General features: G+C 41.5%; 10 protein-coding genes. 8 read left to right on the top strand and 2 right to left on the bottom strand.

Annotated elements, in window-relative coordinates:
• The first annotated feature begins 788 nt into the window (after positions 1-788).
• The 6 genes from ACK2WI_RS05310 (at position 789) to ACK2WI_RS05285 (ending at position 9,885) form a co-directional block, all read left to right on the top strand.
• Positions 789-1,406 carry a response regulator transcription factor gene (locus ACK2WI_RS05310; RefSeq protein ID WP_093100478.1) on the top strand — a complete coding sequence of 206 codons (618 nt, stop codon included), beginning with the start codon at positions 789-791 and terminating at the stop codon, positions 1,404-1,406.
• Positions 1,407-1,528: 122 nt separating this feature from the next.
• Positions 1,529-2,590, top strand: coding sequence for an efflux RND transporter periplasmic adaptor subunit (locus ACK2WI_RS05305; RefSeq protein WP_313368339.1), 1,062 nt, complete (start codon positions 1,529-1,531; stop codon positions 2,588-2,590).
• A gap of 11 nt (positions 2,591-2,601) precedes the next feature.
• Positions 2,602-5,697 (top strand): efflux RND transporter permease subunit, encoded by a 3,096-nt coding sequence (locus ACK2WI_RS05300; RefSeq protein ID WP_409149988.1) that lies wholly within the window; start codon positions 2,602-2,604, stop codon positions 5,695-5,697.
• 1 nt (position 5,698) lies between these two features.
• Positions 5,699-7,003, top strand: a complete 1,305-nt coding sequence (locus tag ACK2WI_RS05295) for a TolC family protein (RefSeq protein WP_093100473.1) — start codon at positions 5,699-5,701, stop codon at positions 7,001-7,003.
• Between the two features lie 264 nt (positions 7,004-7,267).
• Positions 7,268-8,677, top strand: a complete 1,410-nt coding sequence (locus ACK2WI_RS05290) for a Gfo/Idh/MocA family protein (protein ID WP_093100471.1) — start codon at positions 7,268-7,270, stop codon at positions 8,675-8,677.
• A gap of 131 nt (positions 8,678-8,808) precedes the next feature.
• Entirely contained in the window at positions 8,809-9,885 is a 1,077-nt protein-coding gene (locus ACK2WI_RS05285; RefSeq protein ID WP_409149987.1) for a formylglycine-generating enzyme family protein, read from the top strand.
• A 154-nt stretch (positions 9,886-10,039) separates the two neighbouring features.
• On the opposite strand, the gene carB is transcribed toward ACK2WI_RS05285, so the two are convergent.
• The gene (carB, locus tag ACK2WI_RS05280) at positions 10,040-12,859 is read right to left on the bottom strand and encodes a carbamoyl-phosphate synthase large subunit (RefSeq protein ID WP_312698031.1); all 2,820 of its coding nucleotides are present in this window, start codon (positions 12,857-12,859) and stop codon (positions 10,040-10,042) included.
• A 279-nt stretch (positions 12,860-13,138) separates the two neighbouring features.
• Positions 13,139-15,391, bottom strand: coding sequence for a family 20 glycosylhydrolase (locus ACK2WI_RS05275; RefSeq protein WP_409149986.1), 2,253 nt, complete (start codon positions 15,389-15,391; stop codon positions 13,139-13,141).
• Between the two features lie 142 nt (positions 15,392-15,533).
• Between ACK2WI_RS05275 and lipA the strand changes: the two genes are divergently transcribed.
• The gene (gene lipA, locus ACK2WI_RS05270) at positions 15,534-16,415 is read left to right on the top strand and encodes a lipoyl synthase (protein WP_093100463.1); all 882 of its coding nucleotides are present in this window, start codon (positions 15,534-15,536) and stop codon (positions 16,413-16,415) included.
• Positions 16,416-16,489: 74 nt separating this feature from the next.
• Positions 16,490-17,386, top strand: a complete 897-nt coding sequence (locus ACK2WI_RS05265; protein WP_409149985.1) for a hypothetical protein — start codon at positions 16,490-16,492, stop codon at positions 17,384-17,386.
• Positions 17,387-17,388 lie beyond the last annotated feature (2 nt).

The raw sequence follows: 17,388 nt of genomic DNA, 5'->3' as shown, positions 1-17,388 counted from the left end.
CTTCCCATTCCGAACAGAGAAGTTAAGCCCGCCAGAGCCGATGGTATTGCCGTAACAGGTGGGAGAGTAGGTCGGTGCCTAATTTTATAGAGAGGCCCGCTGTCAACAGACAGCGGGCTTTCTGTTTTTATGGACATTGGGAAAGCGGTAAGGGAACAGGCAGGTCCGGTGCATGGCGGCGGGCGGATGCGATCCGCCCCTACGGAATGGGGGACGTTCAGGCGGAAGTATGTTTTCCATGACGGTCTTGGTCCATCCTCCAATCCCATCCATCCTGGTTCAAACAATCCTCCCATCCCATCCATCCTGGTTCAACCATCCTTCCCATCCAACTTCAATTGCCCAACAATTAATAAATTATCTCAGTTCCCCCTTAGTCAAGCTTTTTTAAGGTTATTTCACTTAATCCAATATCAATCCTTCTTATTGCTTTACCGTTTTTGTAATTTTATCTAAATAATTCATGGAGAAAACCTCTAATTATTCAATGTATTTATTGAATTTCAATCTATGTTTCTTAAATTTAACCTAATACTTAAGTTGTAACAAATAAATTGTATAAATCTTTGTTTGTTTTTACTTAAGGTTGTTTAAATTATTTCGTTTATCTCTACTGAAAAATATTATCTCTTATTTTTATAAATTAATTAATTTATAAAAAATAATCCTACTTTTACATATAGTTTCTTTCTGAATTTGCATACAAATTGTATATTTATAAGGAAACATAATAAGTTGTTAATATTGATTTGCCCAAGGATCAATTTAGTGGATTTAAGTTAATAAATATGCAGAGCATTAAATTAGGAATAATTGATGATAGCGTCTTTTGTCGTACTTTGACGAAATTCCAGCTTATGAATATCAATGCAGTTCACTTTGATTTTGTAATCGAGGCTGAATCGATCATGGACTTCCAAACGAAAGCCGCTAATTCAGAAATCCCTGATGTAATCCTCTTGGATATCATGATGCCTGATATCGATGGGATCTCTGGTATCCCGATTATTAAGGCGCTTTATCCCAATGTACATATCCTCATGCTATCGGATGTTGATAACCCTGCCATTGTTCGTAAGAGCCTACTTGCTGGCGCTAATGCCTTTGTCAAAAAAGGAACTAAATCCGTGGACATGATGAATATAATCATTGATGTGATCAATGGTTCTTCTTATGTCAGTCCTGAAATTACTAAATCCCTGTTCTTTGGGATCCAACAACCTCCCCAATCGAGGAGAAAGTTGTCCAAGCGTGAATTGACCATAGTGCATCGCTTATTAGAGGGGTTTAGCCTGAATAATATTGCTAAGCACTTTGAAATAACAGTGGATAAATTATGGCAATTGATCCAAGTCATCCTTAAAAAGCTTAATATTGTGAGCTCTGTGCAGGTTCCTTCTGCATAGTATTCTTGTGTTAATTCTCTGCTAATAATAGTATAATAACAATATTACACTATCCTATTCCTTTTTTTTCTATTTTTCAGTTTTATAAAACGTGAAAACGATAAGTTTTTATCTAACCTGAAATGAAAAGAAAATCCATAGTAATATTATTGATAGCAGTATTGGTTGTTGGTGGAATGGTCTTCTATAGGATCAACAAAAATAAAGAAAAAGCAGCGGCACAACAGGGACCTAGAGGTGGCAACTCCTCAGTAAAAGTTTATGGGACTGTCGTTCAAGGCCAACCTTTCTCTGATTTCCTTTCTTTATCGGGTGCCATCGAGGCAGATGAACAGATTGAGCTGCATACGGAGATTTCGGGTATCGTAGAGTCGATCAATTTCTCGGAAGGGGGCAGGGTTTCTCAAGGTCAACCTCTTTTGACCATCAATGATGCGGAGCTGCAAGCTCAATTGGCTCAAGCTCAAACCCGCAATAACCTAGCTGCTGAAAATGAAAGAAGAGCTAAGCTCTTGTTGGAAAAGGAAGCTATTTCTCAAGAAGAATACGATATCGCAAGTGCCGACTTCCGGACTGCGCAATCGCAGATCCAATTGATCAAGGCGCAGTTAAGCAAGACGGTTATCCGTGCTCCTTTTTCGGGCCGTATCGGTCTAAGAAGTATTTCGAAAGGAAGTTATGTGACTCCGACAACCAATATTGCACAACTGGTAAATACCAATAGGTTGAAGGTTTCTTTTTCAATTCCAGAAAAATATGCCAATAAAGTAACCCTCAATAATCAAATTAAATTTAGTGTTCAAGGTGTGGAAGGGGAATTTACTGCCAAGATCTATGCAACGGAACCGGCAGTGGAAGCAAACACCAGGACATTATTAGTAAAAGCAATCACATCTAACAGTTCAGATCGTATCATTCCAGGAACTTTTGCCAATATTATCTTTCCATTGGAAACTTTGGAAAACGGCTTGTTAGTTCCGGCAGAAGCGTTGATACCCGTTCAAAATGGTAAAAAGCTTTTTGTGATGAAAAATGGTATGGCGAATGAGGTCATGGTTGAAACAGGAGCAAGAACGGATGAGGACGTATTGATTACTTCGGGGATCCAGACAGGAGATACTGTGCTGACTTCGGGAGTAATGTCCTTGCGGAATGGCTCTAAAGTTCAGGTGAACCTTCAATAATCGAGAAAAAAATGAGTTTATCTACCATAAGTATTAAGCGGCCTGTCCTGACGATAGTCATGAACTTGATCCTGATTCTTTTTGGAATCATTGGATATACGTTCTTGGGGGTCCGTGAGTTTCCGTCCATTGACCCTGCCCAGATATCCGTTCGAACAAACTATGCAGGTGCCAATGCCGATATCATTGAATCGCAGATAACCGAACCTTTGGAAAAATCCATCAATTCCATTGATGGGATCAGGAATATATCTTCTTCTTCCAATCAGGGCTCCAGTAATATTACCATAGAGTTTAACCTAAGCAAAAACTTAGAAGAGGCAGCAAATGACGTGCGGGATAAGGTTTCGCAGGCCTTGCGGAGTTTGCCTCAAGATATTGATGCCCCGCCGGTGGTTTCCAAAGCAGATGCGGATTCGGAACCTATTCTGACCATGACGATGCAGAGTGCCACTAAGAATGTGTTGGAATTATCGGATTATGCAGAAAATGTCATTGCCCAAAGGCTACAGACCATTCCTGGTGTGAGTTCGGTTCAGATCTGGGGGCAGAAGAAATTTGCCATGCGTTTGTGGATAGATCCCGTGAAGTTAGCTTCCTATGGCTTGACCGTATTGGATGTGAGGTCTGCATTGACCACTCAGAACGTGGAATTACCATCAGGGAAATTAACGGGTGCCAATACTGAACTGGCCATTAAAACCATTGGTAACTTAGCAACAGAGGAAGAATTCAATAATATTATCATCCGTTCGGATAACAACCGGATCGTCCGTTTTTCGGATGTAGGTAAAGCTGCATTAGAGGCTGAAAACTTTGAGACCAAGATGTCCGACTCAGGCTTTCCAATGGTCAGCTTGGCGGTAATCCCTCAACCCGGTACAAACTACCTGGAAATTGCCGATCAGTTCTATAAGGAGTATGATCGCCTGCAAAATGAATTGCCGGAAGGCTTTGAATTGAATATAGCGATCGATAATACTCAATTCGTAAAAAAGGCTGTCTTGGAAGTTGTAGAAACCTTGCTGATCGCTATCGTTTTGGTTGTGTTGATCATCTATCTGTTCTTCCGAAACTGGTCCATTGCCTTTAGGCCATTGATCGATATCCCAGTTTCATTGATTGCCACTTTCTTTATTATGTACCTCTGTGGTTTCTCCATCAACGTATTGACCTTGCTGGCCATTGTATTGGCCACCGGTTTGGTGGTGGATGATGGTATTGTGGTAACTGAGAACATCTTTAAGAAGGTGGAAGAAGGGATGTCGCCTATTCAGGCAGCCATTAAAGGATCGAATGAGATTTTCTTTGCGGTAATCTCGATTTCTATCACCCTAGCAGCGGTGTTTTTACCGGTAATCTTTTTAGAAGGATTCGTGGGAAGGCTATTCCGGGAATTCGGCGTCGTCATCGGGGCAGCGGTATTGATTTCAGCTTTTGTTTCATTGACTTTGACCCCCATGTTGAATGCCTACTTGATGAAAGGTGGCGAGCAGAAGAGATCGAAGTTTTATATGCGTACTGAGCGTTATTTTGAAATGATGAACTCAAGCTATGCAGATTCCTTGAAAGGTTTCCTTCGGATGAAATGGCTTAGTTTTGCCACGATTCTAGCTTGTTTTGCATTGATCTATTTCTTTTATCAATTATTGCCAAAGGAAACAGCGCCCTACGATGACCGTAGTTATATCAGTCTGAGGGCAACGGCTCCTGAAGGGGTATCCTATGATTATATGGATCGGTTTATGACTGACCTGACCCTGTTGATCAATGATTCGGTGCCTGAGAAAAAAGTTAGTTTGGTAATTACATCTCCAGGTTTTGGTTCTGCTTCATCCAATTCAGGATTTGTCCGTTTGGGATTAGTGCAGCCGAATGAAAGAGAAAGGACGCAGCAGGAAATTGCGGATGACCTTTCGAGATTGACCCGAGGCTACTCCGAGGGACGGGTTTCTGTATCGCAGCAACCTACCATTTCGGTAAATAGAAGGGGAGGTCTTCCTATTCAGTATATCATACAGGCGCCAAACTTCCAGAAATTGGAAGAAAAGATTCCTGAATTTATGGATGAGCTGGCAAAAGACAATACTTTCTCCATTACGGATGTCAATTTGAAATTTAACAAACCAGAGGTATATGTGAGTATCGACCGGGAAAAAGCCCAATCCTTGGGTGTCTCGGTGTTGGATGTGGCTCAGACCTTGCAAATGTCCCTTTCTGGTCAACGTTTTGGCTACTTTATGATGAATGGGAAGCAATACCAAGTGATGGGGCAGTTTGACCGTAAGGATAGAGCGACACCGATGGATCTTGCGTCCATCTTTGTCAAGAATAGTCAAGGAGAATTGATCCAGTTGGATAATATCGTGGAAATCGAAGAAAGAAGCAGTCCGCCGCAGTTATTCCACAATAACCGCTATATGGCTGCGACCGTTTCTGCTGGCCTAGCGCCTGGAAAGAGTATGGGGGATGGAATCGAAGCAATGGAAGCGATCAAAGAACGGGTTTTGGATGATACTTTCACTACCGATTTGGGTGGTGAGTCCAGAGACTTTGTGGAAAGTGGATCGAATACCATGTTTGCATTCGGATTGGCAGTTTTGCTAATCTTCCTGATCCTTGCCGCACAATTCGAGAGTTTCATTGACCCTATCATCATCATCATTACCGTTCCGATGGCTGTTGCCGGGGCTATGTTTTCACTATGGCTCTTCGGACAATCTTGGAATATCTTTTCACAGATCGGAACGATCATGTTGATTGGATTGGTAACTAAGAACGGGATCTTGATCGTGGAGTTTGCGAATCAATTGCGGGAAGAAGGCTATAATAAGTACGATGCCGTGGTTACGGCTTCGGAAGCGAGGCTGAGACCTATTTTGATGACCTCATTGGCGATTGCATTAGGCGCATTGCCGATAGCCCTTTCATTAGGGGCTGCATCAACCAGCCGTATCGGCATGGGGGTTGTGATTGTTGGTGGAACTATTTTCGCCTTAATATTGACTTTATTTGTTATTCCTGCATTTTACCTGATGATGTCAAGGAAGAAGAACTTACATCCGGAATTGGAAGAAATTAAAATGCTGGAGGAAATTGAAGAATAAAATGAAGAAACTTGTCTTATTAGGCTGTTTGATCCTGTTAGCAGGGCTGGATTTGCATGCGCAGGGATTATTGACTGCTAAAGATGCTGTTCAGATTGCACTTGAGAATAACTTTGAAATAAAACTATCGCAGAATGACCTTCGTATTGCACAGGAAAATACCACCTATGGCAATGCAGGTATGTTGCCGAATGTGACCGGTAATTTTTCGCAGAATAACTCTGTGATGAACTCCTCGCAGGTGCAAGCCAATGGCGATGAGCGATCCTTAAGGAATGCGAAAAACAATAGTATGAGCTATGGCGTAAGCATTGGATGGACCATCTTTGATGGTTTCGCCATGTTTTCAAGATATGATCAACTCAAGGAGTTGCAAAAGCAAGGCGAGTTTGAGCTTAAAAAAACCATATTGGCTAAGGTATCTGATGTCATCTCTACTTACTATACCATTGTGGAGCAACAGAACCTCCTGAATGCCATAGATTCAAGTATCAATATCTCCATGGAACGCCTACGTACTGCTGAAAATAGATTCATGATCGGAAAAGCTTCTCGTTTGGAAGTATTGAACGTGCAAGTGAACCTGAATGAAGATGAATCCAACCGATTGAGGCAAGCCAATGTAGTCAAGAACCTAAAGATTAACCTGAACAGCCTAATGGCGCGCGAACTCAATATTGAGTTTGATGTAGAAAGAGAAGTGGAGTATGATGATTCTTTGATCTACGATGAACTATTGAACAAAGCCAAAGAGTACAATCCAGATCTGCAGATCATTGCGATTAATAAAAGAATGGCTGAATTGGAAATCAAGCGGGTCAAAGGGAATCGGTATCCAGTTGTTCGCTTGAGCACAGGCTATAATTTTTCAGAATCGGAATCCAGTCTAGGATTCGTTTCCAGTTCGAACTCCCGAGGATTTAATTATGGTGTTACCGCTTCGATCAATATTTTCGATGGATTTAATCAACGGAGAAATGAAAGGGTTGCCAAGATCCAATTGGAAAACTCAGGCTTGATGATCGATCAACAGAATCTATTGATCCGTACAGCCATGTCTACCGCTTATGAATCATATCAAACAAACCTGTCTTTAGCGCGTTTAGAGGAGAATAATGCCGATATCGCCAGACAGAACCTCAATATTACCCTTGAAAAATATAAGATAGGAACCATTTCCGCCGTGGAGTTCCGAGATGCCCAAGAAAACTTCATCAATGCGGTATCGAGGTTCAATTCTTCCAGGTTACAGGCGAAGCTTTCGGAGCTGGCGCTGAAGGAAATGATCGGGAATATCAATCTATAGCCTTTTGTCTCAATATTTTGACAGAAAGCAAACGGTTGTGCAAATTGGACAAACGTTTGCGTGGTCAAATTGTTTTTGTTTTATCAAAAATCGTATTATCATTGTATTAGTGGTTTGATAATCAAGCCCCTCAACCAAATTATACCATTCGTTAATTTGTGATAAATCAAAATTTGACTGTTTAGTTTGTTTTAAAATAGGTGATTTATAGGGGGACTATGTCCCCCTTTATTTTGTAAATTAGTTAGATAATAAATTTATACTATGAATAACTCCCGTAGAGATTTTTTAAAGAAGGCTGGTTTGTTGTCCAGCGCAGCAATCACATTGCCCTCTTTGCAAAACGAGGTGTTTGCAAGTTCCAACTTCAATATGTCTGGATTTGCTGCTCCAAAAATAGATAAAGTTAAAGTAGCCGTTATTGGACTCGGAATGCGTGGTCCTGGTGCTGTGGACCGTCTGTCTTACATCGAAGGAGTAGACATCGTAGCTCTATGTGATAAACATGCTGACCGTGTTACGAAAGCTCAAACTATTTTAACTAAAAAAGGTCTGAAGGAAGCGAAAGCTTATTCTGGTGAAGATGGCTGGAAAACCATGTTGAAAAACGAAGAATTAGACCTTGTATATATCACAACCCCTTGGGAATACCATGCTCCAATGGCTATTGAAGCAATGAAATCTGGTGCTCACGCAGCAACAGAAGTTCCAATGGGATTGACTGTCTCTGAAATCTGGGAAGTGGTAAAAACTTCTGAAGCAACCAAGAAACACTGTATGATGTTGGAGAACTGTTGTTATGACTTCTTCGAAATGTTGACATTGAACATGGTTCGCCAGGGATTATTCGGTGAATTGGTACATGCCGAAGGTGCATATATCCACGACTTATTGAGCCTAAACTTCGATAAGAACGGTTATGATAACATGTGGAGATTGCGCGAAAACATTAAAATGAACGGTAACTTATACCCAACTCACGGTATCGGCCCAATCGCGCAATGTATGAACATCAACTGTGGGGATAAATTGACCCACTTGGTAGCTATGCAGTCTAACGACTTCATGATGGCTGATAAAGCTAGAGAATTGGCTGCCACAGATGATTTCTTCAAAGAATTCGTAGGTAAGAAATACAGAGGTAATATGGACACTACCTTGATCAAAACTGAAAAAGGTAAAACATTAATGGTTCAACATGATGTTACCTCACCTCGTCCTTACTCTCGTATCCACTTATTGAGCGGTACAAAAGGCTTTGCGCAGAAATACCCGCAAGAAGGAATTGCTTTTGGACATAGCTTCGTGAAACCAGAAGAACTTAAGAAACTATACGATCAATATACTCCAGAATTAGTGAAATTCATCGGTGAACAAGCTAAGGAAGTAGGTGGCCACGGTGGTATGGACTTTATGATGGACTGGAGAATGATCGACTGTCTACGTAATGGCCTTCCTCTAGATCAGACTGTTTATGACGGTGCTGTATGGAGTGCGATCGTTCCATTGAGTGTTGAATCTGTTTCTAAAAACAGCAGAACAGTGGATATCCCTGACTTCACAAGAGGTAACTGGAAAACAAACAAGCCTCATGACATGACCTTGAACGGTGGTGGTAACACCAAGATCCGTCCAAAGGTGAATGCGAAGGATGTTCAATTAAACGTGAAATAGTTAAAAATCCTATATTTTCATTAAAGCTGCCTCAACAGGCAGCTTTTTTTGATTCCAGTCCTACTTATTCCAGATTTTCATTTTTCAATTACTCTGTTATCTTTGTAAAAGGAGACTTTCAATCCTGTACTATGAACATTTTCAAATCTATTCCTATATCCATTTTACTATTTACTGCTTGCCAATCAGGTGCTAAGAATAAAGAGCAGGTTGTTTTTTCTGATTCGGTTGCCGTTTGTCATACTTCATCGATCCCTTCGCGTTTCGCAAGCCTGAAGAAGGATTCAATTAGTAATATCGTAGGAGAGGATAAATCGGAGATGGTCAAGATTGAAGGCGGAACCTTTGAAATGGGGAGCAATAACTTCCAAGATGCCCAGCCTTTACATCAGGTTACGGTCAATAGCTTTTACATGGATGTGCATGAGGTGACCAATGCGCAATTCGAAGCTTTTGTAAAAGCAACTGGATATGTAACGGTAGCAGAGCGTCCATTGGACCCAAAAGATTTTCCAGGAGCTGACCCTGCACTCTTGGTCCCAGGTTCGGCGGTCTTCTCGGCTCCCAAACAAGTCCAAGGTTTGCAAGATCACCTGCAATGGTGGGAATATGTCCCCGACGCAAATTGGCGCCATCCTGAAGGCCCTAAGAGCTCCATAAAAGGAAAGGAGAACCATCCTGTCACGCAGCTTGCTTATGAAGATGCAGAAGCGTATGCAAAATGGGCTGGTAAGCGGCTCCCAACTGAAGCAGAATGGGAATACGCTGCCAAAGCAGGAAAGCATCAATCGGAAACCTATTATTGGGGATCCGAAAAGCTAGAAGATGGCAAATGGTTAGCCAATATTTACCAAGGTGAATTCCCAACCAAGAACTCCAAGGAAGATGGATTCGAAACCACAGCACCCGTTAAATCCTTTCCAGGGAATGCCTATGGCCTTTACGATATGGAAGGCAATGTCTGGGAGTGGTGTTCTGACTTCTACAGGCCAGATTACTACCAGCACAGTCCCAAAGATAATCCCAAAGGACCTGCGGACTCTTACGACCCCCAAGAACCCGGAACCATCAAACGCGTACAACGCGGTGGCTCTTTCCTCTGCAACGACCAATATTGCGAACGCTATAAAGCCGGCAGCCGCGGCAAAGGAGAAATCAACTCACCAACCAATAATGTGGGGTTTAGGTGTGTCAAGAGTAGTATTTAGTAGAAGTATTTAGTAGAGAGTATTTAGTATTTAGACTATATGTATGTCAAAAAAGGTCTGAGAAATTAATCTCAGACCTTTTTTTTGTATTTTTTAGTCTTAATACTAAATACTAAATACTAAATACTAAATACTTAGTACTTCGTACTTAGTACTACTGCGCATTCAAGAACATTGATTTCTTGCTGTACAATTCTCTGAAATGTGGATCGTTAAGATCTTTGATAAAGCGGATCGCTTCACCAGTTGATTTCATCTCAGGGCCTAATTGCTTATCTACCTCAGGGAATTTCGAGAAAGAGAACACAGGTTCTTTAATCGCGTATCCATTCAATTTACGTTCAATCGTGAAGTCTTTCAATTTGTTCTCGCCCAACATCACCTTCGTAGCGATATTGATGTAAGGTACATCATAAGCCTTCGCGATAAATGGAACCGTACGGGATGCACGAGGGTTCGCCTCGATTACGAATACCTTCTCATCTTTGATCGCGAATTGGATATTCAATAGACCGATAACATTCAAGGCTTTCGCTAATTTGATAGTGTACTCTTCCATTTTTTGCTGAACATTTTCTGATAAGCTAAATGGAGGCAATACCGCTGATGAGTCACCAGAGTGGATACCTGCTGGCTCGATGTGTTCCATCATACCGATGATGTGAACATCCTCACCGTCACAGATCGAATCTGATTCCGCTTCCTCAGCTCTATCCAAGAAGTGGTCAATCAGGATATGGTTACCTGGAAGGTTTTTCAATAGGTTCACTACTGCTTTTTCCAAGTCTTCATCGTTGATCACGATGCTCATTCCTTGTCCACCTAATACATACGAAGGACGAACTAAAACTGGGTAACCAACTTCATTCGCAACTTTGATGGCTTCTTCTGCAGATGTCGCAACACCGTATTTAGGATAAGGGATATCTAAATCTTTCAATAAGTCAGAGAAACTTCCACGGTCTTCTGCCAAGTCCATGTTAGCGAAGTTTGTTCCGATGATCTTCACGCCCTCAGCTTCTAAGCGCTCAGCCATTTTCAAGGCAGTTTGACCACCCAACTGAACGATTACACCTACTGGTTTCTCCAATTCGATGATTTCACGAACATGTTCCCAGAATACAGGCTCGAAGTAAAGTTTGTCAGCCATGTTAAAGTCTGTCGATACAGTCTCAGGGTTACAGTTCACCATGATGGCTTCGTAACCACATTCTTTTGCTGCCAATAAACCGTGTACACAGGAGTAATCAAACTCGATACCTTGACCGATACGGTTTGGTCCCGAACCTAATACGATGATCTTCTTGCGGTCAGATGCTACAGACTCGTTCTCATCTTCGAAAGTAGAGTAGTAATATGGAGTTTGTGCAGGGAATTCCGCAGCACAAGTATCAACCATTTTATAAACGCGACGGATACCCAGCTCTTTACGACGTGCATAAACCTCGTCTTCTGTAGTATTTCCTAATAACCAAGCGATTTGGATATCAGAATAACCTTTTTGTTTCAAGGTCATGAAGAAGTCGCGCGGGATATTGTTCAATTGGTATCTACGCAATTCACCTTCTAGTTGAACCAGCTCTTGAATTTGCAATAAGAACCATTTGTCGATCAGGGTAGCTTTACGGATTGATTCCAAAGGAACACCTAATTCGAAAGCATCTTTGATATGGAAAAGGCGATCAGCACTTGGATGCTCCAAGCTATACATGATTTCCTCTAAGTTTCTAGATTGGCGACCATCCGCACCTAAACCAGCACGGCCAGTTTCCAGCGATTGAGCAGCTTTTTGAAGCGCTTCGATAAAAGTACGGCCGATTGCCATTACCTCACCTACAGCCTTCATCTGTAAGCCCAATTCTTTGTTAGCACCTTTGAACTTGTCAAAGTTAAATCGTGGAACCTTTACGATTACATAGTCCAAAGTAGGCTCGAAATATGCTGAAGTATTTTTAGTGATCTGGTTCTGTAATTCATCCAGGTTATAACCGATTGCCAATTTCGCAGCGATCTTAGCGATTGGGTAACCTGTAGCTTTAGAAGCTAATGCTGATGAACGGGATACACGTGGGTTGATCTCGATGGCAATGATCTCTTCGTTTTCAGGATTTACTGAGAACTGAACGTTACAACCACCGGCGAAGTTACCGATAGAGCGCATCATCTTGATTGCTTGATTACGCATATCTTGGTAACATTTGTCCGAAAGGGTCATTCCCGGTGCAACGGTAATGGAGTCTCCGGTATGGATACCCATTGGGTCAAAGTTCTCGATGGTACAGATGATGATTACGTTATCGTTCGAGTCACGTAATAATTCCAATTCAAATTCTTTCCAACCCAATACCGCTTGTTCCACCAATACCTCATGGGTAGGGGATGCATGCAGACCTCTGTTCAAGGCAGCGTCAAATTCTTCTTTCTTGTGCACAAAACCACCTCCGGTTCCAGCCAATGTGTAAGAAGGGCGAATTACCAATGGGAATCCGATCAACTGAGCCGCTTCCTTTCCTTCCAAGAAGGAGTTTGCGATTTTAGAGTTCGCAACACCAACACCGATGTCGATCATCAATTGGCGGAATTCTTCACGGTTTTCAGTTTTCTCGATAGCAGCTACATCAACTCCTATCACTTTAATATTGTATTTGTCCCAAATACCACGGTTCGAGGCTTCAATACATAGGTTCAAAGCGGTCTGACCACCCATAGTCGGAAGTACAGCATCGATTTGACGTTCCTGAAGGATCTGCTCGATACTTTCGCAAGTTAATGGAAGTAAATAAACGTGATCTGCTACAACACTATCGGTCATGATTGTAGCTGGGTTTGAATTAATGATGGATACAGAGATTCCTTCTTCTTTCAGAGACAATGCTGCTTGTGATCCTGAATAGTCAAACTCACAGGCTTGTCCGATAACAATAGGTCCAGATCCAATGATTAATACCGAATTGATGGAGGTGTTTCTAGGCATTATTTTTTATTTCAATTGTTAAATACAAATAATTAAGTGGACGCTTGCAGACAGAGATTGCCTTAATGGGAGGTGTTTTTCCGACTGCTTTGTCGGAGTGCAAAGTTACATTTTTATTTTAATAATGAACGAATTATTTCATCGAAAAAATTGAAGTTTCCTATACGCTTATTTAGGAAATTCATCATGAATTAATCGCATTAAACCCTTTATGCCCCAGCCTACAAAAAGCAATGTCCATAAAAAAGGGAACTCATTGTTTTGAATTCCCTTTTTCCTTTAATAAATGACGATCTCATCGGCAAATAGATAACCCTTCATCGGATTGGTTGCCTTGATCTGTATATATCTTGCCATTATCGGCTTTTCTAGCTTGATTTCAAACTTTTGGAATTTCAAGGCTGGATCTGTAGTGCTCACCTGATTTTTTACAGTTCCTAATTCTCTGTAACTTTTTCCATTGTCCGATACTAACACCGTAAACTCTCCCGGAAAATAGACCCCCGGAGCAGGTATCTGCATAAAATTCAGGGCTACAGATTTTATCTCTTCCCTTCTTTCAAAATCCACGATCACATCAACCCCTTTGGTAAATCCTTGCCATTGCCCATCCTGATAGGTCAACGTTCCTTTAATGCCGTTGGTCAGTGTCCTGTTTCCTTGCGCCGGATATCCTTCCCAAGGCGTTTTATAGATCACCTCTTTACCAATCGCTTTATGGATATCCAATTCTATGGTCTCCACTGGGCTTACTCGCGCTGAATCCAAAAATGAGGCCGCTTTGATTACTGCTGATTTGGAAAGCTCGATCGGAAGGTTGTATAAGGTCGATGATTTGCTCGGTTCCGTTCCATCTATCGTATAGCGAATGTATGGTTTAAACTGTTCCGAACTTAAACTTATGGTATTCTTAACCTGAGCAGAATCAAATTCCACCTTGTTGATCACATTATAGGAAGGACGGTAATAATTCACCTCCAGCTTCTGCAATATTTTATATTGCTGTTGCAATCTTTTCTGGAAATCAGGCCAAGATTTACTGTCTTTATCTGTCCAGACCACTTCCGAAAGCGCTAATGCCCTAGGGAATGCCATGTATTCCACATGTTGGTAGGTCGGGATATGCTCGGTCCATACATTGGCCTGTGCACCTAAAATATGTTTCTTCTTATCATCCTGAATGCCTTCGGGAATAGGATTATAACTATATACCTTTTCCAAAGGAAGAAATCCACCCAATGCCTCAGGTTGTGTTCTTGGATCGGTTTGGTAGCCATCAAAATATAGATAAGCACCCGGCGTCATGATCACATCATGACCGGCATTTGCCGATTTGATACCGCCTTCTTCACCTCTCCAACTCATCACCGTTGCTCCCGGAGTCAATCCGCCTTCCAATATCTCATCCCAACCAATCAGCTTTCTGCCTTTTGATTGCAAGTATTCATCCATTTGCTTGATAGCATAGGATTGTAGCTCTTCTTCCGACTTCAAGCTATCCCTTTTCATTAAGGCCTGGCACTTTGGACAATTTTTCCAATGTGATTTATCAGCCTCATCTCCTCCAATGTGGATATATGGGGAAGGGAAGATGGTCATCACCTCGTCCAAAACGTTCTTCAGGAATTTATAGGTATCCTCATTTCCCAGACAGAACTCACCTTGGGTATATGGGACTCCAGTACATGATAGTTCAGGATAAACCGCCAATACCTCTTCGGAATGGCCAGGCATTTCAATCTCAGGAATAATGGTGATACCACGCTTGGCAGCATAGGCCACCAATTCCCTTGCTTGGTTTTGGGTATAATAGCCACCACTGGCATTTGGAGTACCCTCATCGACGTATTGCCTGCCATTGTTCCACCAATCCTTCCATAGCGTATGTGTTCTCCAGGCAGCCTTCTTCGTCAATTCTGGGTATTGCTTGATCTCCAATCTCCATCCAGCACCATCTGTGATGTGCCAATGGAAATAATTGAATTTATAAAGGGCCAATAGGTCTATATATTTCTTCAGGAAATTAAAAGGCATAAAATTGCGCGATACATCCAAGTGCATGCCTCTATATGGAAACCTTGGCTTATCCTCGATGCGAACATAAGGCAAGGACTTCGAATCGTTCAGGTAGCTCAATTGCACCAAGCTATAGATTCCGGGAATCATGGCTTGAGGAGAATGTGCCTTCACTAGAATTCCATGTTCATCCACTTCAATCAGGTAGCCATTAGGATCCACGCGATCAAATTCTTCTGCTTTAAACAAACGGATGCCCGATTGATGCTGTTTCTTGATCTTTTTTACTAATTCTGAATTTCCAATATGGATACCTGGTATCTCATTCACTAAATCTGCAACCTGCGAAAATTCTTCCGTATAGTAGAGATCCAGTTTTTGATTCAGGTTGAGTTCTCCTTCCATAGAAAGGACTTTGACAGGTCGTGGAATGATGGCAATTTCTTGTTCTTGGGCAGAAAGCCATAAGGGCAACAGACAGGTCAAAAAGAGTAATTTACGCAGATGCTTAACCATATTGGAGAATAGGGGTTTGATTTTTAGCAAATATCCTAAAAAAATAATATTTAGATAACAATAAAAGTAGAGACATGTTTTTTATGAGATTATCCTAACATTCATTTAACATAAATACTGTAAATATTATTAAATTTGTTGCATGATTGAACTTCCTGTAATTCCTGTAAACCAGACTCAACGCAAACCTGATTGGTTACGCGTAAAGTTACCTGTTGGAAAAGAATACCGACATGTAAGAAGTTTGGTTGATGAACATAAGCTGCATACCATTTGCGAAAGTGGAAATTGTCCTAACATGGGTGAATGTTGGGGAGCAGGTACTGCTACCTTTATGATCCTAGGAAATATCTGTACGCGATCGTGTTCATTCTGCGCTGTAGCTACTGGTCGACCATTACCTGTAGACCATGATGAACCAAATCGTGTTGCAAATTCTGTCAAATTAATGCAGGTTAAGCATTGCGTGATTACTTCAGTAGACCGTGATGATCAAAAGGATGGAGGTTCCCAGATCTGGGCTGAAACAATCTTGGCTATCCGTAGAGAAAGTCCGGAAACAACCTTAGAGACTTTGATCCCTGACTTTAAAGGGCAATGGGAAAACCTAGACCGCGTATTGGCAGTTCGTCCTGAGGTGGTATCCCACAATATAGAAACCGTAAGGAGACTGACTCGCGAAGTTCGTATCCAAGCTAAATATGATCGCTCATTGGAATGCCTAAGAAGAATCTCTGAAGCAGGCCTTCGCACAAAATCGGGCATCATGTTAGGTTTAGGCGAGAATGAAGAGGATGTAATTGAAACTATGCAAGATCTGTATAATGTTGGTGTCGATATCTTGACCATCGGCCAATACTTGCAACCTACAAAAGCACACCACCCGGTAATTGATTGGGTTACACCTGAACAATTTGAAAAATATAAAGAAATCGGATTGAAAATGGGATTCAAATATGTAGAATCCGGACCATTGGTAAGATCCTCTTACCACGCCGAAAAACATCTTTTCGATATGCAATAAAGATTAAATCCTTAGAATTCTAAGGATTTTTTTTTGAAATACATTACTTTTAACCAATATCAATAAGGTGTTGTATGTTTTTCAATAGAATATTTATTCCTTTATTGCTTCTAGAGCTGCTATTGCTCCTGGTCACCAGTTTTGCCTATTTCCTCCTGGTCCGTTTCTGGAATATTAATCTCCCAGAATGGGTCCTATGGTTGATTCCCCTTGCCTTAAGCCTTTTTTTTATCTATATCTTTCTTCATCGCATCCTCCGTGTTCTGTATCCCGACCTATCACCCAACTCTATCAAGACGGTGCCGATTTTGTTATTATTTGTCCTTATTCCCATTCTTACCGCAATCTTATTTCCTGCTTTGGCAAAGGGAATCCGTTACAATTTCTCCAAGGTACTCCATTTGAAAAGCATCAATGATCTGAAAGCAGGTGAAAGCCCAGTTTTCTTAGAAGTGGAAGACTGGTATGTTGATCGAATGCGAGTAATTCCCATTCGAACCATCAGTAACCCACATTTCTTTAGCATGGGTAAACATCAGGTCAGTATCCTGTTTATTGCACCCATTTTTTCCAAGTCCGATGCCTACCGTACGCATGCGAAGGCTTGGTTGGGCTTTTCTTATAACAAGATTTTTAGTCAGAAGGAACTCAATGCCCATCTGGATGATGAGTTTGCAAAAGGGTCAATAGCCCATTTCAAGAAAATGAACGTTCGGGGATTTGATTATTTCGAAGCCTTTCCAAGGGGCGCACAATATGAGGTGTTAAAAGAGATGGCACAGGTACACGATTATTTTAAAAGTGGCTTTATCAATATCTACAAAGGACAAGATGTGGACCGGGATATTCTTTCGATCTACCATTCAAAATACTTCCTTTTCCTGTTTGGAATCCTGGGGCTGCCCGCATTATTACTGATCTCGGGATTGTTAGCCTATTTCAAACCTAAGGAATTTGATGTGTTAGAATAATC

Origin of the sequence: Sphingobacterium sp. BS-2 (assembly GCF_046161205.1) — a bacterium.
GTDB lineage: Bacteria > Bacteroidota > Bacteroidia > Sphingobacteriales > Sphingobacteriaceae > Sphingobacterium > Sphingobacterium mizutaii.
This window is presented reverse-complemented; position numbering and strand designations above follow the sequence as displayed.

Bases quoted from the DNA above. Each gene is read 5' to 3' on its own strand.
- lipA (WP_093100463.1), top strand. From the start codon at position 15,534: ATGATTGAACTTCCTGTAATTCCTGTAAACCAGACTCAACGCAAACCT.
- ACK2WI_RS05285 (WP_409149987.1), top strand. From the start codon at position 8,809: ATGAACATTTTCAAATCTATTCCTATATCCATTTTACTATTTACTGCT.
- ACK2WI_RS05275 (WP_409149986.1), bottom strand. From the start codon at position 15,391: ATGGTTAAGCATCTGCGTAAATTACTCTTTTTGACCTGTCTGTTGCCC.
- ACK2WI_RS05300 (WP_409149988.1), top strand. From the start codon at position 2,602: ATGAGTTTATCTACCATAAGTATTAAGCGGCCTGTCCTGACGATAGTC.
- carB (WP_312698031.1), bottom strand. From the start codon at position 12,859: ATGCCTAGAAACACCTCCATCAATTCGGTATTAATCATTGGATCTGGA.
- ACK2WI_RS05295 (WP_093100473.1), top strand. From the start codon at position 5,699: ATGAAGAAACTTGTCTTATTAGGCTGTTTGATCCTGTTAGCAGGGCTG.
- ACK2WI_RS05290 (WP_093100471.1), top strand. From the start codon at position 7,268: ATGAATAACTCCCGTAGAGATTTTTTAAAGAAGGCTGGTTTGTTGTCC.
- ACK2WI_RS05305 (WP_313368339.1), top strand. From the start codon at position 1,529: ATGAAAAGAAAATCCATAGTAATATTATTGATAGCAGTATTGGTTGTT.
- ACK2WI_RS05265 (WP_409149985.1), top strand. From the start codon at position 16,490: ATGTTTTTCAATAGAATATTTATTCCTTTATTGCTTCTAGAGCTGCTA.
- ACK2WI_RS05310 (WP_093100478.1), top strand. From the start codon at position 789: ATGCAGAGCATTAAATTAGGAATAATTGATGATAGCGTCTTTTGTCGT.